The 20,834-nt window shown below is 74.8% G+C and carries 14 protein-coding genes; 10 read left to right on the forward strand and 4 right to left on the reverse strand.

Translation table 11 applies throughout. From position 1 onward, the window contains the following. Nucleotides 1–95: 95 nt before the first annotated feature. Nucleotides 96–2,651, forward strand: a complete 2,556-nt coding sequence (gene glgP, locus K0V08_RS02700) for an alpha-glucan family phosphorylase (protein ID WP_079532815.1) — start codon at nucleotides 96–98, stop codon at nucleotides 2,649–2,651. 39 nt (nucleotides 2,652–2,690) lie between these two features. On the opposite strand, the gene K0V08_RS02705 is transcribed toward glgP, so the two are convergent. Next, complete coding sequence (locus K0V08_RS02705) at nucleotides 2,691–3,989, reverse strand: SGNH/GDSL hydrolase family protein (RefSeq protein WP_232265385.1); 1,299 nt, start codon at nucleotides 3,987–3,989, stop codon at nucleotides 2,691–2,693. Nucleotides 3,990–4,145: 156 nt separating this feature from the next. After that, nucleotides 4,146–6,203: a glycogen debranching protein gene (locus K0V08_RS02710; RefSeq protein ID WP_228510685.1), complete on the reverse strand. Its 2,058-nt coding sequence runs from the start codon at nucleotides 6,201–6,203 to the stop codon at nucleotides 4,146–4,148. Between the two features lie 19 nt (nucleotides 6,204–6,222). Here K0V08_RS02710 and K0V08_RS02715 point away from each other — a divergent pair, with 19 nt between their 5' ends. The 4 genes from K0V08_RS02715 to K0V08_RS02730 all read left to right on the forward strand — a co-directional run bounded on the left by K0V08_RS02715 (nucleotide 6,223) and on the right by K0V08_RS02730 (nucleotide 12,652). Next, on the forward strand, nucleotides 6,223–7,428 hold the full coding sequence (locus tag K0V08_RS02715) for a cysteine desulfurase family protein (RefSeq protein WP_079532823.1): 1,206 nt from the start codon (nucleotides 6,223–6,225) through the stop codon (nucleotides 7,426–7,428). Further along, nucleotides 7,425–8,588 carry a tRNA 2-thiouridine(34) synthase MnmA gene (gene mnmA / locus K0V08_RS02720; protein WP_172405422.1) on the forward strand — a complete coding sequence of 388 codons (1,164 nt, stop codon included), beginning with the start codon at nucleotides 7,425–7,427 and terminating at the stop codon, nucleotides 8,586–8,588. Before K0V08_RS02715 ends, mnmA begins: the two co-directional genes overlap by 4 nt. A gap of 7 nt (nucleotides 8,589–8,595) precedes the next feature. Next, a complete protein-coding gene (gene ligA, locus K0V08_RS02725) occupies nucleotides 8,596–11,157 on the forward strand; it encodes an NAD-dependent DNA ligase LigA (RefSeq protein ID WP_079532825.1) in 2,562 nt (853 codons plus the stop codon). 112 nt (nucleotides 11,158–11,269) lie between these two features. Continuing rightward, nucleotides 11,270–12,652 carry an alpha/beta hydrolase gene (locus K0V08_RS02730; protein ID WP_079532828.1) on the forward strand — a complete coding sequence of 461 codons (1,383 nt, stop codon included), beginning with the start codon at nucleotides 11,270–11,272 and terminating at the stop codon, nucleotides 12,650–12,652. A gap of 11 nt (nucleotides 12,653–12,663) precedes the next feature. On the opposite strand, the gene K0V08_RS02735 is transcribed toward K0V08_RS02730, so the two are convergent. Continuing rightward, nucleotides 12,664–13,110: an META domain-containing protein gene (locus K0V08_RS02735; RefSeq protein WP_174240535.1), complete on the reverse strand. Its 447-nt coding sequence runs from the start codon at nucleotides 13,108–13,110 to the stop codon at nucleotides 12,664–12,666. Nucleotides 13,111–13,166: 56 nt separating this feature from the next. Here K0V08_RS02735 and gatC point away from each other — a divergent pair, with 56 nt between their 5' ends. Genes gatC through K0V08_RS02755 form a run of 4 tightly spaced genes read left to right on the forward strand, consistent with a single transcriptional unit; the run spans nucleotide 13,167 to nucleotide 18,226 of the window. Further along, on the forward strand, nucleotides 13,167–13,535 hold the full coding sequence (gatC, locus tag K0V08_RS02740) for an Asp-tRNA(Asn)/Glu-tRNA(Gln) amidotransferase subunit GatC (RefSeq protein WP_079532833.1): 369 nt from the start codon (nucleotides 13,167–13,169) through the stop codon (nucleotides 13,533–13,535). A gap of 7 nt (nucleotides 13,536–13,542) precedes the next feature. Further along, the gene (gene gatA, locus K0V08_RS02745) at nucleotides 13,543–15,090 is read left to right on the forward strand and encodes an Asp-tRNA(Asn)/Glu-tRNA(Gln) amidotransferase subunit GatA (protein WP_079532835.1); all 1,548 of its coding nucleotides are present in this window, start codon (nucleotides 13,543–13,545) and stop codon (nucleotides 15,088–15,090) included. After that, on the forward strand, nucleotides 15,090–16,592 hold the full coding sequence (gene gatB, locus K0V08_RS02750; RefSeq protein WP_079532838.1) for an Asp-tRNA(Asn)/Glu-tRNA(Gln) amidotransferase subunit GatB: 1,503 nt from the start codon (nucleotides 15,090–15,092) through the stop codon (nucleotides 16,590–16,592). Before gatA ends, gatB begins: the two co-directional genes overlap by 1 nt. Continuing rightward, a complete protein-coding gene (locus K0V08_RS02755) occupies nucleotides 16,589–18,226 on the forward strand; it encodes an ABC-F family ATP-binding cassette domain-containing protein (protein ID WP_079532840.1) in 1,638 nt (545 codons plus the stop codon). Before gatB ends, K0V08_RS02755 begins: the two co-directional genes overlap by 4 nt. A 24-nt stretch (nucleotides 18,227–18,250) precedes the next feature. Here the strand turns inward: K0V08_RS02755 and K0V08_RS02760 are convergent, their stop codons facing one another. Further along, nucleotides 18,251–19,900, reverse strand: coding sequence for a hypothetical protein (locus K0V08_RS02760; RefSeq protein ID WP_079532843.1), 1,650 nt, complete (start codon nucleotides 19,898–19,900; stop codon nucleotides 18,251–18,253). A 146-nt stretch (nucleotides 19,901–20,046) separates the two neighbouring features. On the opposite strand from K0V08_RS02760, the gene K0V08_RS02765 reads away from it, so the two are divergent. After that, nucleotides 20,047–20,763 carry a DedA family protein gene (locus tag K0V08_RS02765; protein ID WP_012038098.1) on the forward strand — a complete coding sequence of 239 codons (717 nt, stop codon included), beginning with the start codon at nucleotides 20,047–20,049 and terminating at the stop codon, nucleotides 20,761–20,763. Nucleotides 20,764–20,834 lie beyond the last annotated feature (71 nt).

Here is a 20,834-nt window from a genome sequence, read left to right on the forward strand (position 1 = left end):
GCCGGCAGGACCCTGGTGCCCTGCCACCCCGCGGCCCTAGGCTCGGGAGCCATCCGCGCGGGCCCGCCCGCCGCCGTCCGGTCCGAGGGAGTCCCGTGAAGGCCATCCGCAGATTCACCGTCCGTGCCGTCCTCCCGGAGGAGCTGTCCGCGCTGGACGAGCTCGCCGGGAACCTCCGATGGTCCTGGTACGAGCCCACCCGCCGCGTATTCGCGCATGTGAGCCCCGAGCTGTGGGAGGGGACGGGCCACGATCCGGTGGCGCTGCTCGGCGCGGTCGACCAGGAGCGGCTCCGGGAGCTCGCGGCCGACGAGGGCTTCGTCGCATGGGCCGAGGAGCAGCGGGCGGACCTCCGCGCGTACGTCCGCGAACCGCGCTGGTACCAGCAGCTGGAGGGCGACGTGCCCGAGGCGATCGGCTACTTCTCGCCCGAGTTCGGGATCGCGGCCGCGCTGCCGCAGTACTCGGGCGGCCTCGGGATCCTCGCGGGCGACCACCTGAAGAGCGCCTCCGACCTCGGCGTCCCGCTCGTGGGCGTCGGCCTCTTCTACCGCTCCGGCTACTTCCGCCAGGGGATCTCCTCCGACGGCTGGCAGCAGGAGACCTACCCCGTCTTCGACCCCGACGGACTGCCGCTCCAGGTCCTGCGCGACGCCGACGGCGCGCCCGTCCACGTCGCCCTCGAGCTGCCCGCCGACCGCACCCTGCACGCGCGGATCTGGCAGGCGCGCGTCGGCCGCATCCCGCTGCTCCTCCTCGACACCGACGTGCCCGAGAACGACGACGACCTCCGCGGCGTCACCGACCGGCTGTACGGCGGCGGCGGCGAGCACCGCCTGCACCAGGAGCTGCTGCTCGGCATCGGCGGCGTGCGCGCGATCGCCGCGCACGCCCGCGTCACGGGTGCGCCCGTCCCGCGCGTCTTCCACACCAACGAGGGCCACGCGGGCTTCCTCGGCGTCGAGCGGATCTCCACCCTCATGGCCGACGGCCTCGACTTCGACGAGGCGCTCCAGGTGGTGCGCGCGGGCACGGTCTTCACGACGCACACGCCCGTGCCCGCGGGCATCGACCGGTTCGACGTCGGGCTCGTCCGGAAGCACGTGACCGAGCGGCTGCTGCCGGGCGTCCCGCCGGAGCGCGTGCTCGGGCTCGGTGCCGAGGCCCACGACGGCGGATCGCCCGACGTCTTCAACATGGCGCTCATGGGCCTCCGCCTCGCGCAGCGCGCCAACGGCGTCTCGCAGCTGCACGGCGAGGTCAGCCGCGGCATGTTCGCCGGGCTCTGGCCGGGGTTCGACACCGACGAGGTGCCGATCACGAGCGTGACGAACGGCGTGCACGCGCCGACGTGGACGGATCCGATGCTCATGTCGCTCGCGCGCGAGCGCCTCGGCACGTGGGACACCACTGCGGCCGACTGGTCTTCGCCGGCCGTGACCGACGGCGACCTCTGGGACGTGCGCGGCCGGATGCGCCGCCAGCTCGTCGAGGACGCCCGCCGCCGCGTCGTGCGCGCCTGGCGCGAGCAGAACCCGGGCGCCGTCGAGCCGGCGTGGCTCGAGGACGTGCTCGACCCCGAGGTCCTCACGATCGGGTTCGCCCGGCGCGTGCCGACCTACAAGCGCCTCACGCTCATGCTCCACGACCGGGAGCGGCTCCGCCGGATCCTCACCGACCCGGAGCGGCCCGTGCAGATCGTGGTCGCGGGCAAGTCGCACCCGGCGGACGATGAGGGCAAGCGCCTCATCCAGGAGCTGGTGCGCTTCGCGGCCGAGCCCGGGATCCGCGGCCGCCTCGTCTTCCTGCCCGACTACGACATCGGCATGGCGCAGCTGCTCTACCCGGGCACCGACGTGTGGCTGAACAACCCGCTGCGCCCGCTCGAGGCGTGCGGCACGTCCGGCATGAAGGCGGCGCTCAACGGCGCGCTCAACCTGTCGATCCTCGACGGCTGGTGGAACGAGTACTTCGACGGCGGCAACGGCTGGGCGATCCCGTCGGCCGACCGCGCGCACGACGGCGCCGAGCGCGACGCGATGGAGGCGACCGCGCTGTACGACCTCATCGAGAACCGGATCGCCCCGCGCTTCTACGACCGCGACGCCGACGGCGTTCCCGTCGGCTGGGTGCACGACATCCGGCACACCCTGCGGACGCTGTCGCCCGAGCTCAGCGCCGACCGCATGGTGCGGCAGTACGTGGAGCGGCTGTACGTGCCCGCCGGGCGTGCGCAGGCCGTCGTCGCGGCGGACGGATCCGCCCGGGCGCGCGAGCTGGCGGCCTGGCGCGGCCGCGTCGTCGCCGCATGGCCGTCGGTGCAGGTGGCCCACGTCGAGTCGGAGGGCGTCGAGCACCAGGCGCAGGTCGGCGACGAGCTGCGCGTGCGCGCGTGGGTCGCGCTCGGCGGCCTCGGCGTCGGCGACGTGACGGTCGAGGTCGTTCACGGGCGCACGGGCGAGGGCGACGTGCTGACGGACGTGGTGCGGCACGCGCTCGAGCCCGTGGGCGGATCCGGCGGGCAGCAGGAGTACGCGGGCACCGTGCGGCTCACCGCCGCGGGGCCGTTCGGGTACACCGTGCGCGTCGTGCCGCGGCACGAGCTGCTGGCGTCGAGCGCGGAGCCCGGGCTGGTCGCGGTCGCCAGCTGATGCAGGCGGGCGGCGTCCGCGGTGCGCCGCCCGCCCACCTCAGGCCGGGGTGGCCTGGAGCTTCGCGGCGAGCACCTCGGCGAACCGGGCGTACCCGCGGTCGTTCGGGTGGTTGTCCGGGCCCATCCAGCCGTACGGGTCGGACGCGCCCTCGCCGACCATGCGCGGGATGTACGCGCCGATCTCGAAGACGTCGGCGAGGGGATCCGCCGATGCCGCGTCCCGCAGCGCGCCGATGTAGTCCGCCCAGGTCGTGCCGCGGATCGGCAGCGTCGTCCGCTCGTAGGGCGGCGGGAAGAGGATGGGCGCGTCGCTCGTGGTGCGGATCAGCTCGATGAGCACCGCCGCGTCCGAGCGCACCTGCTCGGGCGTGCGGACGACCACGTCGTTGATGAGGTGCTCGGGCATCCAGAGGTCGAGCTCGAAGCGCGGGGCCGAGCGGATCCACGTGCTCACCCCATCGGGACGCGCCTTCTCCGAGAGCTGCCAGAGCTGCGACCCGGAGTTGCCGCCCTCGATGACGTGGACGCCGCGGTCCTCGTCGCCGTCGAACAGCCATGCGCCCTCGAGCTCGGGCTTGCCGCCTGCCCACGCCACCGTGATCGCGTGCTCGGCGGAGTCCATGGCCGGGCTCGTCCAGGTGAGGGATCCGCCGACGTCGGCGCGCACCGTCTCGGGCTCGCCCTCGTCGACCTGCACCGTGATGGCGGCGTCGAGGCCGGGCGCCCACCAGCAGACCCGCGCCGAGGTCATGCGCGCGGTGTACGTGCCGGGACCGGACGCCTCGGTGAGCATGACCACGCGCCGCCCCCAGCCGTGCCGCCCGCCCGCGGCGGGCGTCCCGGCGAACGCGAAGCCCTGGTCGGCCGGCACCGTGATCTGGTGCCGGGAGGCGATGTAGTCGAGGCCACCCCGCGCGCCCGAGGGGAGCGCGCCGCGCAGCCGGTCGCGGAGCTGGGCGGGGTAGGCGTGCTGCAGCGTGGTGGCGCCCTGGCCCTCGGTGATGCTGTCGCCGAGCACGCCGATGGTCAGGCGGCGTTCCCGCACCTGCTCCCGGAGCGCGTAGAAGCCCGCGAGCGCGTCGTCGGGGGCGTAGGTCATGGGGTCGATCGGCGGGCCGCCGGACGCGGTGACGGCGGGTGCCGGCGGATCGCCGGGATCCGTCGTCGGGGTGGCGGTCGTGCCGCCCGTGGGCGGGGCCGGGCGGGGCGTCGTGGTGCAGCCCGCGACGGCGGCCACCGCGGCGAGTCCGCCGCCCGCGACGAGCGCGCGCCGCGTGAGCGTGCGGCGTCGATCGGTGGGGCGGCCCGCGGGCGGGGCGGGGGACTCGTCGGTCATGTGCGGCGTCCTCGGGAGCTCTGGGCGCGGCGGTGCGCGGCGGATCGTGCGGGCGCATCCAGGAGAGCACACGAGCGCCGCGCGATGCGAACCCGGCGCGGCCCCCGTCCGGGACGGCACGCCGCGTCGGCCGCGCCGCATCCCGGCCGGACGGGGTCAGCGGGCGCGGTAGATCCGCAGCGCCGGTCCGTCGACCTCGACCCGGTCGCCGGGCGCGTCGTCCGTCGCCACGACCTCGGGCCGCTCCCACTCGCTCGACCACAGGAGGCGCCAGCGCACCACCCCGTCGTGCTCCGGCAGCGTGACCTCCGCGCGGGACTCCTGGCCGTGGACCACGACGAGCACCGTGTTCGGGTCCTCCGTCTCGGGGGTGGATGTGGTGATCCACTGCAGGGTGCGGGTGCCCGTCGACTCCCAGGCCGCCTCGGTCATGGGCGCGCCGTCCGCGTCGCGCCAGGCGAGGACCGAGGCGCTCGGCACGTGCGCGTCGGGCTCCGCGTAGCGGACGGGCCGGAGCGCCGGGTTCTCCCGCCGGATGCGGAGGAGGTGGCGCGTGGTCGCGTGCAGGTCCATCCGCCACGCGTCCTCGTCCCAGCGCATCCACGTGGCCGCGTTGTCGAGGCAGTAGCCGTTGTTGTTGCCACGCTGCGTGCGGCCGCGATCGTCGCCCATCGTGACCATGGGGATGCCCGCGGAGACGAGCAGGGTGCCGAGCAGGTTGCGCGAGGTGCGGCGTCGGGCCGCGAGGATGGCGGCGTCGCGCGTCGGGCCCTCCACTCCGTGGTTCCAGGAGCGGTTCGCGTCCGTGCCGTCGCGGTTGGACTCGCCGTTGCCGCTGTTGTGCTTGCGGTCGTACGAGGTGAGGTCCGCGAGCGTGAAGCCGTCGTGCGCGGTGACGAAGGAGACGGAGGCGAGCGGGCCGCGATCGGCGGCGAACGTGCCGGAGGATCCCGCGAGGCAGGAGGCGAGCGCCCCCACGCCGTTCGGGGCGCGGCCGCTGCGGCGGGTCTCGGCGACGTCGGCGAGCCAGAAGTCGCGCACGACGTCGCGGTAGCCGTCGTTCCACTCGCTCCAGCCGGATCCGAACCCGCCCGTGCGCCAGCCGCCCATGCCCACGTCCCACGGCTCGGCGATCATGAGGAGCCCCTCGAGCGCCTCGTCCTCGACGATGGCGCGCAGCAGCGGGTGCGCGGGGTCGAAGTCGACGCGCTCGTCGCGCCCGAGGGTCACGGCGAGGTCGAAGCGGAAGCCGTCGACGCCCATGACGTCGGACCAGTGCTCGAGCGAGTCGAGCACGAGGCGCTGCGCGTCGGGCCGGGACAGGTCGACCGTGTTGCCGCAGCCCGTCACGTCGATGGGCGTCCCATCCGGCGTGTGCCGGTAGTACCGCGAGCCGTCGATGCCGCGGAGGCTCGTGACCGGGCCGTCGGCTCCCTCCTCGGCGGTGTGGTTGTAGACCACGTCGAGCACGACCTGGATCCCGGCGGCGTGCAGCGCGTCGACCATGCCGCGGAACTCGGCGGCGACCGCGTCGGCCCCGGCGTCGCGCGCGGCGCGGGTGGCGTAGGGCGCGTGCGGGGCGAGGTAGGCGAGCGTGTTGTAGCCCCAGTGGTTGATGCGTCCCTGCGCGCGCAGCCGCTCCTCGCTCGTGGACGCGTGCACGGGCAGGAGCTCGACCGTCGTGATCCCCAGGTCGACAAGGCGCTCCACCGTGGTCGCGTGCCCCAGCCCCGCGTACGTGCCGCGCAGCTCCTCGGGCAGCCGCTCGTCGAGCTTGGTGAAGCCGCGCACGTGCAGCTCGTAGAGCACCTGGCGGTCGCGCGGCACGACCGGTCGCGCGGCACGGCGGGCGGCGCGCTCCTCGGCGGGCACCTCGCTCGTGACCACCGAGCGCCACGCGGCGGGACCGACCTGCACGAGGCCGCGCGCGTAGGGATCCAGCAGGTGCCGCGTCGGGTCGAAGGAGTCGCCGGGCGCGGGGTCGCCGTCGACGCGCACCGAGTATGCGGTGCCGGGGACGAGCCGGGCGCTGGATCCCGTCCAGACGCCCTCGTCGCCCCGCTCCATCGCCACGACCTCCACCACGCGGCGCGGGTCGTCGACGGCCGAGACGGTGAGCTCCACGGCGGACGCGCCGTGGCTCACGACGCGCAGCGTTCCGCCCTGGTCATGGAGCGTCAGCCCCAGGGGCACGGGCGGTCCGGGGCGCGGCATGCGACCTAGGGTAGGGGGCATGACGGTCTACCTCGACCACGCCGCGACGACCCCCATGCGGCCGGAGGCGATCGCGGCGCTCGCCGGGGCGCTGACCCTGGTGGGCAACCCGTCCTCCATCCACTCGCACGGCCAGGAGGCCAGGCGCGTGCTCGAGGAGGCGCGAGAGGCCATCGCCCGCGCGCTCGACGCGGACCCGGTCGAGGTCGTCCTCACCTCCGGCGGCACGGAGTCGGTGAACCTCGGGATCAAGGGGCTGCACGGCGCGCGCGTCGCGGCCGACCCCCGGCGCACGCGGATCCTCGTGCCCGACGGCGAGCACCACGCCACGGTCGACACGGTCGAGTGGCTCGAGCGGCGCGGCGCCGTCGTGGAGCGGCTGCCGATCGACGAGCTCGGGCGCATCCGGGTCGACCGGGTCGCCGCCGCGCTCGCCGCGGATCCCGGATCCGTCTCCCTCCTCACCTTCCTCGCCGCGAGCAACGAGGTCGGCACGATCCAGCCCGTCGAGGAGCTCGCCGCCCTCGCCCGGGCGCACGGCGTGCCCGTGCACGTCGACGCGGTCGCGGCGCTGGGCCACATGCCCGTCCCGTCCCGGCGCTGGCGCGACGCGGGCGTCCATGCCGTCAGCGTGTCGGCGCACAAGGTCGGCGGGCCCGTCGGAAGCGGCGCGCTCGTGCTCGCGCGGCAGGCCGCCGTGGATCCGCAGATCCACGGCGGCGGCCAGCAGCGGCAGGTGCGCTCCGGCACGCAGGACGCCGCGTCCGCGGTCGCCTTCGCGGCGGCCGTCACCCTCGCCGTCGCGGAGCTCGACGCCGAGGCGGTGCGCGTGGCACGGCTCCGCGACCGCCTGGTCGAGTCCGTGCTCCGCGACGTGCCCGGAGCCGTGCTCCGCGGCGACCCGGATCCCGCCGGCCGCCTCCCCGGCAACGCGCACCTCACCTTCGCGGGCTGCCAGGGCGACTCGCTCCTGCTCCTGCTCGACATGGCCGGCGTCTCTGTGTCGACGGGATCCGCGTGCCAGGCCGGCGTCCCCGAGGTGTCGCACGTGCTGCTCGGCATGGGGATCCCGGATGGCGAGGCCCGCGGCGCGCTCCGCTTCACGCTCGGCCGCACGACGACGGACGCCGACGTCGACGCGCTCCTGGCGGCGCTGCCCGACGCCGTCGCGCGCGCCTCCCGGGCGGGCCTCGCGGGTCGCGCGGCGCGTAGGCTCGCGGAGTGAAGATCCTCGCAGCGATGAGTGGCGGAGTCGACTCCGCCGTGGCCGCCGCCCGGGCCGTCGAGGCCGGGCACGACGTGACGGGCGTGCACCTCGCCCTCAGCCGCATGCCGGGCACGCTGCGCACCGGATCCCGCGGCTGCTGCACCATCGAGGACTCGATGGACGCGCGCCGCGCCGCCGACCTGCTGGGCATCCCGTTCTACGTGTGGGACTTCTCCGAGCGCTTCGCGGCCGACGTGGTCGACGACTTCGTGGCCGAGTACCAGGCGGGCCGCACCCCGAACCCCTGCATGCGCTGCAACGAGCGGATCAAGTTCGCCGCTGTCCTGGAGAAGGCGCTCGACCTCGGCTTCGACGCCGTCTGCACCGGGCACTACGCGGACGTGATCGAGGGACCCGACGGGCAGCCCGAGCTGCACCGCGCGGCCGCCTGGGCCAAGGACCAGTCGTACGTGCTGGGCGTGCTCACGGCCGAGCAGATCGCGCACTCCTACTTCCCGCTCGGATCCACGCCCTCCAAGGCCGAGGTGCGCGCCGAGGCCCAGGCCCGTGGGATCCAGGTGGCGCAGAAGCCCGACAGCCACGACATCTGCTTCATCCCCGACGGCGACACGCGCGGCTGGCTCGCCGACCGCGTCGGCGCGGAGCCGGGAGAGATCCTCGACGGCGAGGGGAACGCGATCGGCACGCACCAGGGCGCGGCGGCCTTCACGGTCGGGCAGCGCAAGGGCCTCGCGATCGGCACGCCGGCTCCCGACGGGCGCCCGCGCTTCGTCCTGGAGATCCGGCCCAAGGACAACACGGTCGTGGTCGGCCCGCAGGAGGCGCTCGCCATCCGCGAGATCGCCGGATCCTCCTACACCTGGGCGGGTACCCCTCCGACGCGGCCGGACCAGCCGTTCGACTGCGACGTGCAGATCCGTGCGCACGCGGACCCCGTGCCCGCGCGGGCGGCGGTGTCGGTGGTCGATGGCAGCATGCAGCTCGTGATCACCCCCAGAGACCCCCTGCACGGCGTCGCCCCCGGGCAGACCGCCGTCGTCTACGCCGGCACGCGCGTGCTCGGCCAGGTCACCATCGACCGCACCGTGAGCGCCGTGGACGACGCCCGGCCGCCGATGCGCGACGCCGCCCTCGTCGGCGCAGCCGCGGGGGAGTGACGCGCGCATGAGCGACACCGCCACCGACTCGCCCGCCGCGGACGACGCCGTCCCCGCGACCACGCCCGCCGACCTCGAGGCGGCCTCCGCCCGGGTGGACGCGCTCCGCACCGAGATCGAGCGCCACCGCGACGAGTACTACGGGGCGGACGCGAGCACGCTCAGCGACGCCGAGTACGACGCGCTCGTGCACGAGCTCGAGGCGCTCGAGGAAGCGCACCCGACGCTCCGCAGCCAGGACAGCCCCACGCAGACCGTCGGCGGCCGGGCGGAGACCACGCTCTTCGCGCCCGTGACGCACGCCGAGCGCATGCTCAGCCTCGACAACGTCTTCAGCGAGGAGGAGCTCGCCGAGTGGGCCGCCAAGGTCGAGCGGGATGCCGGCAGCGGACGGGTCCGGTACCTCAGCGAGCTCAAGATCGACGGGCTCGCCATCAACCTCCGCTACGAGCACGGCGTCCTCGTCACGGCGGCCACGCGCGGCGACGGCGTCGTCGGGGAGGACGTCACGCAGAACGTCCTCACCATGGGCACGGTGCCGGAGCGGCTGACGGGATCCGGGCACCCGCCGCTCGTCGAGGTGCGCGGCGAGATCTTCTTCCCCGTCGCGGAGTTCGACGAGCTGAATGCCCGGCAGCTGGAGGTGGGGGAGCGCGTCTTCGCGAACCCGCGGAACGCCGCCGCGGGATCCCTGCGCCAGAAGGAGGAGGGCAAGAGCCCGGCGCGCCTCGAGCTCATGCGCGCGCGAATACGCCGCCTCCGCATGCTCGTGCACGGCATCGGCGCATGGCCCGTCCGCGAGCTGGCGAGCGACGCCCATGTGTCCGCGCAGTCCGAGGTGTACGGGCTGCTGGCCGGCTGGGGCCTCCCCATCTCCACGCACTTCCGCGTGTTCGACGACATCTCCGAGGTCACGGAGTTCGTGCGGCGGCACGGCGCGCACCGCGCCGAGGTCGAGCACCAGATCGACGGCATCGTCGTCAAGGTCGACGACCTGGGGCTCCACGAGGAGCTCGGCGCCACGAGCCGCGCCCCGCGGTGGGCGACCGCGTACAAGTACCCGCCCGAGGAGGTCAACACGACGCTCCTCGACATCGTCGTGAGCGTCGGCCGCACGGGTCGCGCCACGCCGTTCGCCGTCATGGAGAAGGTCGAGGTCGCCGGATCCGAGGTGCGCCAGGCCACGCTGCACAACCAGCAGGTCGTGAAGGCCAAGGGCGTGCTCATCGGCGACACGGTGGTGCTGCGCAAGGCCGGCGACGTCATCCCCGAGGTGCTCGGCCCGGTCGTCGAGCTGCGCGACGGCACGGAGCGCGAGTTCGTCATGCCCACGCTCTGCCCCGAGTGCCAGACGCCGCTGCGCCCCGCCAAGGAGGGCGACATCGACCTCCGCTGCCCGAACGCGCGCAGCTGCCCGGCGCAGGTGCGCGGCCGCGTCGAGCACGTGGCGTCGCGCGGCGCGCTCGACATCGAGGGCCTGGGCGAGGTCGCGGCGGCCGCGCTCACCCAGCCGCTCGAGCCGGAGGATCCGCCGCTCGAGACCGAGGCCGGCCTGTTCGAGCTCACGATGGCCGACCTCGTGCCCATCACCGTGGTCGTCCGCGACGCCGAGACCGGGATGGTGAAGGTCGACGAGAAGACGGGCGAGGCCAAGCGCGTCACGCCGTTCCGCCGCAAGCGCGCCCCGAAGCGGGACGGCGCCTTCGATCCGGCCGCGCCGTGGGGCGACGAGGACAGCGTGCCGTCGAAGTCCGCCGAGGTGCTGCTCGAGAACCTCGACAAGGCGAAGACCCAAGACCTGTGGCGCATCCTCGTGGCACTCAGCATCCGCCACGTCGGCCCGGTCGCGGCGCGCGCGCTGGCGGGTTGGTTCGGCTCGCTCGACGCCATCCGCTCCGCGAGCCGCGAGGAGCTCGCCGCGGTCGACGGCGTAGGCGGCATCATCGCCGACGCGCTGCTCGACTGGTTCGAGGTCGACTGGCACCGCGAGATCGTCGAGCGCTGGGAGAAGGCGGGCGTCGTCACGGCGGTCCCCGGCCACCCGGGCCCCGGCGCGGCGGCCGCGGCGGGCGGCGTGCTCGCCGGCCTCACGGTCGTGGCCACCGGGTCGCTCGAGGGCTACACGCGCGAGGGCGCGCTCGAGGCGATCATGGCGGCGGGTGGCAAGGCCGGATCCAGCGTCAGCAAGAAGACCCACTACGTCGCGGCCGGACCGGGCGCGGGATCCAAGCTCGGGAAGGCGGAGGCGCTGGGCGTGCGCATCATCGACGCGGCCGAGTTCCGCCTGCTCGTGGAGCAGGGGCCCGACGCCATCGCGCTGCCGGACGCAGATCCCGCGGCCGACGCGGATCCGGCGGCCGACGCGGATCCCGCGGCCGACGCGGCGGGGGCCCCGGCGGTCGGCGAGGCGGGCGAGGACGCGAGCGCGGAGCTGAAGCCGAAGCGCGCCCGGAAGAGGAAGGCGCCGGCCGCCGCGGATGTCGCGTCTGCCGCGGACGTCGACGCGGACGCCGCAGCCGTCCCCGAGCCGGGGGAGCCCGGGCCGGGCGGCGCCGCAGAGACCCCCTGATCGGGCCTCCCGCCCGACACCCCGCGTCGATAGCATGGAGCCACGCGTCGGCGCGGGGCGCGCCGATCTCGGTCGCCGGCCCTCCCACGCCGCCTTCTGGGGGATCTGAACCGTGACGACTCGCGTGCGCGCGCTGCTCACCGCCTCGGCCATCGCCTACGCGCTGGTCGGGGCGCTCGTGGCACCCGCGGCCCCGGTCGTCGCGGCGACGCGTCCGCCCGCGGTCCTCGCCGGGCCGGACGCGGCGGATCCGACCACGGGCGCGCACCTGCCGAGCCCCGCGCGCGTGGTCCAGCAGCTCCGCGACGAGGGCGTCTCCGACCGGGCGCTCCGCGACACGGCCCCCGTCGCGCTCCTGGGCGCGCTGCCCGCGCTCGACGTGCCCGAGCTCCGGCGGCTCGCCCGCGCCATCCCGGCGACGATCCGCGAGATCATCCGCCGTCCGCCCTCCGTGTCCGGCGTCGCCGCCTGGTGGTCGGGTCTCGCGCAGGCGGAGCGCCTCGAGCTGGCGGAGGGGATCCCCGAGCTCGTGGGCAATCTGGAGGGCATCCCCGTCATCGAGCGCGACGCCGCCAACCGCCGCCTCCTCGACCAGCGCGAGCGCGAGCTGCACGCCCGAGCCGCCACGACGCCGGGTCGCGGCGCGCAGCAGGAGCTCGGGCGCGACATGGACATGCTCGCCGAGGTGCGTCGGGCGCTGGAGCCCGCGGCGGGCGGCCCGGCGCGGTCGCTGCTCACGCTCGACACGACGTGGCCGGGACGCGCCGGCGTGGTGCTGGGCGACCTCGACACCGCGGCGTACGTCTCGATCGTCGTGCCCGGGATGTTCTACTCCGTGTCCGACCGCCTGGTCGACTGGACGGACGTCGCCGCGCGCCTCCAGCAGCAGCAGACCACGCTCCTCGGCGCACGCGCGGGCGCGGAGGCGGGCGGGGCCGGCGTCGCGACGATCGCGTGGATCGGCTACCGCACGCCCGACCTGCTGGGCATCGGGACCCTCGACCTCGCGCACGAGGGCGCCCAGTACCTGGAGGACGCGATCCAGGGCATCCAGGGCCTGCGCCGCGACGACCCGCCGTACCTCGCCGTGATCGCGCACTCCTACGGGTCGACGGCGGCGCTGCTCGCGCTCTCGAGCGGTCGGGCCTCCGTCGACGCCCTCGCCATGGTCGGGTCGCCGGGAGGCGCCGTCCGCGACGCCGCGGAGCTGGACGTGCCCGTCGGCCGCGTGTTCGTGGGCGAGGCGGCGTGGGATCCCGTGGTCGGGTCGTCGTACTTCGGGTCGGACCCGGGTAGCGCGTCGTTCGGCGCCGAGCACTTCGGCGTCGCCGGCACGGGCACCGCATCGGGCGTCTCGGCCGACGGCTCCCTCGCGGGCGTCGTCGGGCACAACAGCTACTTCGACCGCGGCACGGAGTCCTTCCGGAACCTCGCGCTCATCGGGATCGACCGACCGGTCGCGCACGACGTCCTCTCGGACGCCAGCGGCAGGTAGCGGACGCGCGGTCAGCCGCGGCTGCGCTCGGCGTACTCCAGCCGCACGTCGTCCGGTCCCGTGGCGACGAGGTGGCCGTCGTCCACCTGCAGCGACGAGACGACGGCGAGGTCCTGGAAGTAGCGGGCCTCGAGGCCGCCGTCCTCGCACGGGAGCGTGCCGGGGGCCACCGCGCTGAGCATCCCGTCGCCCCGCTCGGCCATCCGCCCGGAGTAGTCGTTGCAGGGGCCGCGTCCGCTGATCTCGCCGCCGCCGACGCGCATCGTGATGAGCGTGTCGCCGACGCCGAGGTCGCCCGAGGAGTCGGATCCGGACACCAGGTGCCAGTTGCCGCGCACGTCGCTCACGGGGGCGCATCCGACGAGCGGCACCAGGGCGAGCGCGGCGAGGGCGGCGACCGCGGCCCCGCGGGGGCGCCAGGATCGACGGCGGGCGGGGATCCGGGCTGCGGTGGGCATGGGGGTCACGCTAATAGAATCTCCCGGTACCCCCGCACACAGTCCTTTGGAGACGCATGCCCGACACCCGGCCCGAGCCCGCCGACGCGACCAGCGGGGACGAGACCCCCCAGGCGCCGACCACCACGGAGCAGATCAGCCGGGAGCAGGTGGAGCACCTCGCGGGCCTCGCGCGCATCCGCCTGAGCCCGGAGGAGATCGACACGCTCACCACCGAGCTCGGCCTCATCGTCGAGTCGGTCGCGAAGGTCACCGCGGTCGCCGGCCCCGACGTCCCGGCCACGAGCCACCCGATCCCGCTGGTGAACGTCTACCGGCCCGACGTCCCGGGCCAGACGCTGACCACCGCCCAGGCGCTCGCGGGCGCACCCGAGCACGACGGATCCCGCTTCAAGGTGTCGGCGATCCTCGGCGAAGAGCAGTAGGAGCACCATGACCGACGACCTCACGCGCCTCAGCGCCGCCGACCTCGCCGACCGCCTCGCCTCCCGCGAGGTCTCCAGCGTCGACGCCGTGCGCGCGCACCTCGACCGCATCGACCACGTCGACGGCGACGTCCACGCGTTCCTCCACGTCTCCGGTGAGCGCGCGCTCGGGCGCGCCGCCGAGATCGACGCGCAGCGCGCCGACGGCGCCCCGCTCGGGCCGCTCGCCGGCGTGCCCATCGCGATCAAGGACGTGCTCTGCACCATCGACATGCCGTCCACCGCGGGCTCGCGCATGCTCGAGGGCTGGACCCCGCCCTACGACGCCACGGTCGTCCAGCGGCTCCGCGCTGCGGGTCTCGTGCCGCTCGGCAAGACCAACATGGACGAGTTCGCGATGGGCTCCTCCACCGAGCACTCCGCGTTCGGCGCGACGCACAACCCGTGGGACCTCGACCGAATCCCCGGCGGCTCGGGCGGCGGATCCGCGGCCGCGGTCGCCGCGTTCGAGGCGCCCGTCGCTCTCGGCTCCGACACGGGCGGCTCCATCCGCCAGCCCGCCGCCGTCACCGGATCCGTGGGCGTCAAGCCCACCTACGGCGGCGTGAGCCGCTACGGCGCCATCGCGCTCGCCTCGAGCCTCGACCAGGTGGGCCCCGTCTCCCGCACGGTGCTCGACTCGGCGCTCGTGCACGACGTCATCGGCGGGCACGACCCGCGCGACTCCACGTCGCTGACCGACGCGTGGCCCTCGTTCGCCGAGGCCGCGCGCGCAGGGCAGCGCGAGGGATCCGTGAAGGGCCTCCGCATCGGCGTCGTGAAGCAGCTCGACGGCGAGGGCTTCCAGGCCGGCGTCACGCAGCGCTTCCGCGAGGCGCTCGACCTGCTCGAGCAGGCCGGCGCCGAGATCGTCGAGGTGAGCGCGCCGAACTTCGAGCACGCCATCGCCGCGTACTACCTGATCCTCCCCGCCGAGGCATCGAGCAACCTCGCCAAGTTCGACTCGGTGCGCTTCGGCCTCCGCGTGAACCCGCCCGGCGGCGGCACCGTCGAGGACGTCATGGCGGCGACGCGCGAGGCCGGCTTCGGCCCCGAGGTCAAGCGCCGCATCATCCTGGGCACCTACGCGCTGAGCGCCGGCTACTACGACGCCTACTACGGCAGCGCGCAGAAGGTCCGCACGCTCATCCAACGCGACTTCGACGCCGCGTTCCAGCAGGTCGACGTGCTGGTCACGCCGTCCGCGCCCACCACGGCGTTCAAGCTCGGCGAGAAGCTCGACGACCCGCTGGCGATGTACCTCAACGACCTCACGACGATCCCGGCGAACCTCGCGGGCGTCCCCGGCATCGGCCTCCCCATCGGGCTCGCGCCCGAGGACGGCCTCCCCGTCGGGATCCAGTTCATGGCGCCCGCCCGCGCGGACGCGCGCCTCTACACGGTCGGCGCCGCGCTCGAGGGGATCCTCGAGCGGCAGTGGGGCGGACCCCTGCTCGCCCAGGCACCCGAGCTCGCGCGCGCCGCATCGCGCACCACGGACGGAGACACGCACTGATGGCCAAGGCCGAGCTGATGGACTACGACGAGGCCATCGAGATGTTCGAGCCCGTGCTCGGGTTCGAGGTCCACGTGGAGCTGAACACGCGCACGAAGATGTTCTCCGACGCGCCGAACTTCTTCGGCGGCGAGCCCAACACCAACATCACACCCGTCGACCTCGGTCTCCCGGGCTCGCTGCCCGTCGTGAACGAGCAGGCCGTCAAGCACTCGATCAGCCTGGGCCTCGCGCTCGGCTGCGAGATCGCGCCCAGCTCGCGCTTCGCCCGGAAGAACTACTTCTACCCGGACCTCGCGAAGAACTACCAGATCAGCCAGTTCGACGAGCCCATCGCGTTCCGCGGCTCCGTCGAGGTGGAGATGCCCGACGGCCGCATCGTCACGGTGCCGATCGAGCGCGCGCACATGGAGGAGGATGCCGGGAAGCTCACGCACGTGGGCGGTGCGACGGGCCGGATCCAGGGCGCCGACCACTCGCTGGTCGACTACAACCGCGCCGGCGTGCCGCTCGTGGAGATCGTCACCGACATCATCTACGGCGCGGAAGGCGAGGCCCCCGAGCTCGCGAAGGCGTACGTGTCGACCATCCGCGACATCGTCGTGGCGCTCGGCATCTCCGACGCGAAGATGGAGCGCGGCAACCTCCGCTGCGACGCGAACATCTCGCTGAGCCCGCGCGGATCCGGGAAGCTCGGCACCCGCACGGAGACGAAGAACGTCAACTCGCTCCGTTCGGTCGAGCGCGCCATCCGCTACGAGATCCAGCGCCAGGCGGCCATCCTCGCCGCGGGCGGCACGATCACTCAGGAGACGCGGCACTGGCACGAGGACACCGGCCGCACGTCGGCCGGCCGGCCGAAGAGCGACGCCGACGACTACCGCTACTTCCCCGAGCCCGACCTGCTGCCCGTGCAGCCGAGCGCCGAGCTGATCGAGGAGCTGCGGGCAGCGCTCCCCGAGGCGCCCGCGATCCGCCGCCGCCGGCTCAAGGGCGAGTGGGGCTTCACCGACCTCGAGTTCCAGGACGTCGTGAACTCGGGGCTCCTCACCGAGCTCGTGGACACGGTCGAGGCCGGCGCCGCACCCCAGGCGGCGCGCAAGTGGTGGACGGGCGAGATCGCCCGCATCGCCAACGCGCGCGGCGTGGACGCGGCGACGCTCATCAGCCCCACGCAGGTCGCGTCCGTCATCGAGCTGGTCGAGGCCGGCACGCTGACGAACCGCCTGGCGCGCGACGTGATCGAGGGAGTCATCGACGGCGAGGGCACGGCGCAGGAGGTCGTGGACGCCCGCGGCCTCGCGGTCGTGTCCGACGACGGCCCGCTCATCGAGGCGATCGACGCGGCGCTGCAGGCGCAGCCCGACGTGCTCGCGAAGATCCGCGACGGCAAGGTGCAGGCGGCCGGCGCCGTCATCGGCGCCGTGATGAAGGCCATGCGCGGCCAGGCGGACGCGGCCCGCGTCCGCGAGCTCGTGCTGGAGCGCGCGCAGGCCTCGTGACCGCGACCCTCGTCGCCCGCGGCCTCGCCGGAGGACACGGGCACCGCACGCTGTTCTCCGGGCTCGACCTCACGGTCGCGCCCGGGGACGTCGTCGGCCTCGTCGGCGCGAACGGCGCGGGCAAGAGCACGCTGCTCCGGCTCCTCGCCGGCGTCGACGCGCCGCAGGACGGCCGCGTGCTGCTCTCGCCCGCGGACGCGTTCATCGGCTGGCTGCCGCAGGAGCACGAGAGGATCCCGGGCGAGACCGTCGCGGGCTACGTCGCCCGCCGCACCGGCTGCGCCGAGGCCTCGGCCGAGCTGGATCGCACGGCCGTCGCGCTCGGCGAGGGCCTGCCCGGCGCCGACGACGCGTACGGCACGGCGCTCGACCGCTGGATGGCGAGCGGCGCGGCCGACCTCGACGAGCGCCTCCCCGTGACGCTCGCGGAGCTCGGGCTCGACCTCGATCCGGAGCTCCCCACCGCCGGCCTCTCCGGCGGGCAGGCTGCCCGCGTCGCCCTCGCCGCGCTGCTGCTCAGCCGCTTCGACATCGTGCTCCTCGACGAGCCCACCAACGACCTGGACCTCGACGGCCTCGCGCGCCTGGAGTCGTTCGTCCGCGGCCTGCGCGGCGGCGTCGTGCTCGTCTCGCACGACCGGGAGTTCCTCGCGCGCTGCGTCACGACCGTCGTCGAGCTCGACCTCGCGCAGGACAGCGTCCGCGTGTACGAGGGCGGCTACGACGCGTTCCTCGAGGAGCGCCAGGTCGCGCGCCGCCACGCTCGCGAGGCCTACGAGCAGTTCGCCGACACCAAGGCGGACCTCGTGTCCCGCGCCCGCACGCAGCGCGAGTGGTCGTCGCAGGGCGTCCGCAACGCGATGCGCAAGTCGCCCGACAACGACAAGATCCGGCGCAAGGCGTCCGTCGAGTCCAGCGAGAAGCAGGGCCAGAAGGTCCGACAGATGGAGAGCCGCATCGCGCGCCTCGAGGAGGTCGAGGAGCCGCGCAAGGAGTGGGAGCTCGCCTTCACCATCGGGCAGGCGCCGCGCTCGAGCGCCGTGGTGGCGACGCTGCGCGAGGCGACCGTCACGCGCGGCGGGTTCACGCTGGGACCCGTGTCGCTGCAGGTGGACGGCGGCGACCGCATCGGGATCACCGGCCCGAACGGCGCAGGCAAGTCGACGCTGCTCGGGCTGATCCTCGGCCGCATCGCGCCGGACGCGGGCGATGCGTCGCCCGGCCGCAGCGTGCAGGTGGGCGAGATCGACCAGGCCCGCGCGGCCCTCCGCGGTGACGCGCCCCTCGCCGAGTCGTTCGCGGAGCAGGTGCCGGACATGTCGCCCGCCGAGGTCCGCACGCTGCTCGCGAAGTTCGGGCTGCGCGCCGACCACGTCACGCGTCCCGTCGACGGCCTCTCGCCCGGTGAGCGGACGCGCGCGGGCCTCGCGCTCCTGCAGGCCCGCGGCGTCAACCTGCTCGTGCTCGACGAGCCGACCAACCACCTGGACCTGCCCGCCATCGAGCAGCTCGAGCAGGCGCTCGACTCCTACGACGGCACGCTCCTGCTCGTGACCCACGACCGTCGGATGCTCGACGCCGTGCGCCTCGACCGGCACTGGCACGTGGACCGGGGCGGCGTCACCGGGTCCTGACGCCCGCCCGGTCGGGCCCCGCCGCTACTGGTAGGTGACGAGGTCCGGCACCGGCGACACGTCGCGCATCGTCTGCTCCGGTGTGAGCATCGGCGTGTCCTCGTCGATGAAGTTCTTCCAGCCCCAGGCCAACCCGGCCGGCGCGTCGGCGTGCAGGGCGCGCCAGGTGGCCTGCTTGTCGGGCTGGCCGCCCTGGCCGTCCGCGTGGACGAGCATCGCGAGCTCCGGGTGGTCCATGTCGAGCGACGCGCGGTCCTGGATCATGCTGAGCCGGAACTGGTGGAGCACGAGCATCTTCTGCGGTAGGCCCTTCTCGCGCACGACGCCCGCGAGCCAGTCGGTCGTGGCGTCGACCTCGGCCGCGCTCACGCTCCCGATCTGCTTCAGCGGCACCTGGTCCGGGCCGAGCCGCCACTCGGGGTCGAGCGCGAGGCCCACGCCCGGCTGCGCCAGCACGGACTCGTAGCGCTTCGCCTGCGTGAGGAAGTCGGTGCGGCCGGGCTGGAGGTCGATGACGACGTAGACGCCCGCGTCCCGGGCCGCGTCGATCCACGGCTGCAGCGTCTCGACGGGGACCTCGGAGGAGTAGTCGCCGTCGGGGCCGGCCGAACCGGCGGCGACCGTGGCGATGAGCTCGAACATGGGGATCACGGGCTCGTCGGAGTACGGCTGGTACTCCGCGGCCTGCGCCTTCGCGCGAGCCACGGCGTCCGCGGGCCCCTGCTCGCCCAGCACGCCGAGCGCGCCCGTGCCGGCGGCGCCGTAGAGCGCGACGTAGCGCTTGCCGGGGAGCACGAGCTGGCCGCCGCCCGGGAGCTGGTCGCCCGCGGCCGCGGTGCGGATCCGCCCCTCGAGCGAGGCGTCGTCCGCGTAGGCGGCACCGACGGCGATGGTGCTCGTCGCGCCCGCGTCGTGCAGCGCGGAGACCGCGTCGGCGGAAGCGCGGGGATCCGGGGAGGCCTCGGGCAGGACGGTCACGCCGACGCCGGCCGCGCGCGCCGTGGCGACCGCGGCGAGGGAGGACGCGGCGTCGGTCGCGAGCGCGTGGGCACCGGTGAGGGCGGCCGCGGGTGCCGTGGCGGGGAGGGCGTCGTCGCCGGATCCGGTGGGCGGGGCCGCCGAGGACGCGTCGCCGTCGGGCGCGGCGAGCCCGGCGACGCGCGAGACGGCCGTGGACGGATCCCGGTCCGTGGCGTCCGCGACGTCGGTTCCCGTGAGGCGGGCGACGTCCGCGGCGCGGTCGGCCCGCACGACCGTGGTCGACCCGGGCAGCGCGGAGGTGACGTCGTCCCCGAGGTCGCCGACCGCGAGCACGCCCGAGGAACCCAGGCGCTCGATCTCGGACTCCGCGCCCTGGCCCTGGACGAGGAGCGGCGCGCCGAGCGCGACCGCGGCCTCCGCACCGAGCTCCTGCGCGGCGACGTCCCCGGCGGGTGCCAGCACCGCGACGGGCGCCTGGCGGAAGAGGCTCCCGCTCATGGCGATGGACGCGTCCGAGTCGTCGGCCTGGCCCACGACCGTGAGGGGCGCGTCGGGCGCGGCGGTCACGGGTCGGAGGATCCCGAGCGCGTCCTGCTGGGTGGTGCAGGCACCGAGGCCGACGGCGAGGCCGACGACGGCGAGGAGGGAGACGGAGGTGCGGATGGACCGGGGGAGGGGGATCGAGGACGGCACCCGACCACGCTACGCGACCCCCGGCGGGGGCGGGCGGACACGGCGGAGGCGTCCCCGAGGGGGCGGCCGCATCGTCGGGACGTCGCGGGGCATCCGCGAGGCGTCGCCGCCGGGACCCGACTCGAGCCGCCCGGTACCGTGTCCGGGTGACCGCTCTCCTGCCGCCGACCCTCCTGCCGACGACGATCGCCGGTGCCCGTCCCGCCGCGACCGGCGCGGATCCGCTCCAGGGCCTCGACGGGCTCGTGGGCGCCGCGGCCCGCGTGATCGAGGCGCTCGGCGAGGTGGGCGTGGGCGCCATGACGTTCGTCGAGACGGTGTTCCCGCCGATCCCGAGCGAGGTGGTGCTGCCGCTGGCCGGCTTCGTCGCCGCCACGGGACGCATGAACCTGGTGCTCGTCATCGTCGCCAGCACGCTCGGGGCGTACCTCGGGGCCCTCCTCCTCTACTGGCTCGGCCGGAGGGCGGGGGAGGAGCGGACGATCCGCGTGCTCGCGAAGCTGCCGCTCGTGGAGCGTCACGACTTCGAGGTCGCGGCTGCCTGGTTCCACCGCCACGGCCGCTCGGCGGTGTTCTTCGGCCGTCTCGTGCCCGGCGTCCGCAGCCTGATCTCCCTGCCTGCCGGTGCCGCCGGCATGCCCATCGGCCAGTTCAGCTTCTACACGATCGCCGGCAGCGGCCTCTGGAACGGCGCCCTCATCGGGCTGGGCGCCGCCCTCGGCAGCCAGTACGAGCTGATCGACGCCTACGCGCACTATCTCGACTACGCGGTGTACGCCGTGCTCGGGATCCTGCTGCTCGTGCTGGTCGGCCGCGCCGTGCGCCGCCGCGCCCAGCGGGGCAGGGGGTCGAGCGACCGCTGACGCGTGGCATCGCGCGGGCGATGCGCATCCGCCTCCCACGGGGCTCCCGGGCCCGCCGCGTACGGTGGCCG

The sequence above is a fragment of the Clavibacter michiganensis genome (assembly GCF_021216655.1).
Classification (GTDB): domain Bacteria; phylum Actinomycetota; class Actinomycetes; order Actinomycetales; family Microbacteriaceae; genus Clavibacter; species Clavibacter michiganensis.

What these genes read in the sequence shown, in the direction of transcription:
- gatB (WP_079532838.1), top strand. Translation starts at nt 15,090, where the DNA reads ATGGCCAAGGCCGAGCTGATGGACTACGACGAGGCCATCGAGATGTTC.
- gatA (WP_079532835.1), top strand. Translation starts at nt 13,543, where the DNA reads ATGACCGACGACCTCACGCGCCTCAGCGCCGCCGACCTCGCCGACCGC.
- K0V08_RS02710 (WP_228510685.1), bottom strand. Translation starts at nt 6,203, where the DNA reads ATGCCGCGCCCCGGACCGCCCGTGCCCCTGGGGCTGACGCTCCATGAC.
- K0V08_RS02705 (WP_232265385.1), bottom strand. Translation starts at nt 3,989, where the DNA reads ATGACCGACGAGTCCCCCGCCCCGCCCGCGGGCCGCCCCACCGATCGA.
- K0V08_RS02715 (WP_079532823.1), top strand. Translation starts at nt 6,223, where the DNA reads ATGACGGTCTACCTCGACCACGCCGCGACGACCCCCATGCGGCCGGAG.
- gatC (WP_079532833.1), top strand. Translation starts at nt 13,167, where the DNA reads ATGCCCGACACCCGGCCCGAGCCCGCCGACGCGACCAGCGGGGACGAG.
- K0V08_RS02735 (WP_174240535.1), bottom strand. Translation starts at nt 13,110, where the DNA reads ATGCCCACCGCAGCCCGGATCCCCGCCCGCCGTCGATCCTGGCGCCCC.
- ligA (WP_079532825.1), top strand. Translation starts at nt 8,596, where the DNA reads ATGAGCGACACCGCCACCGACTCGCCCGCCGCGGACGACGCCGTCCCC.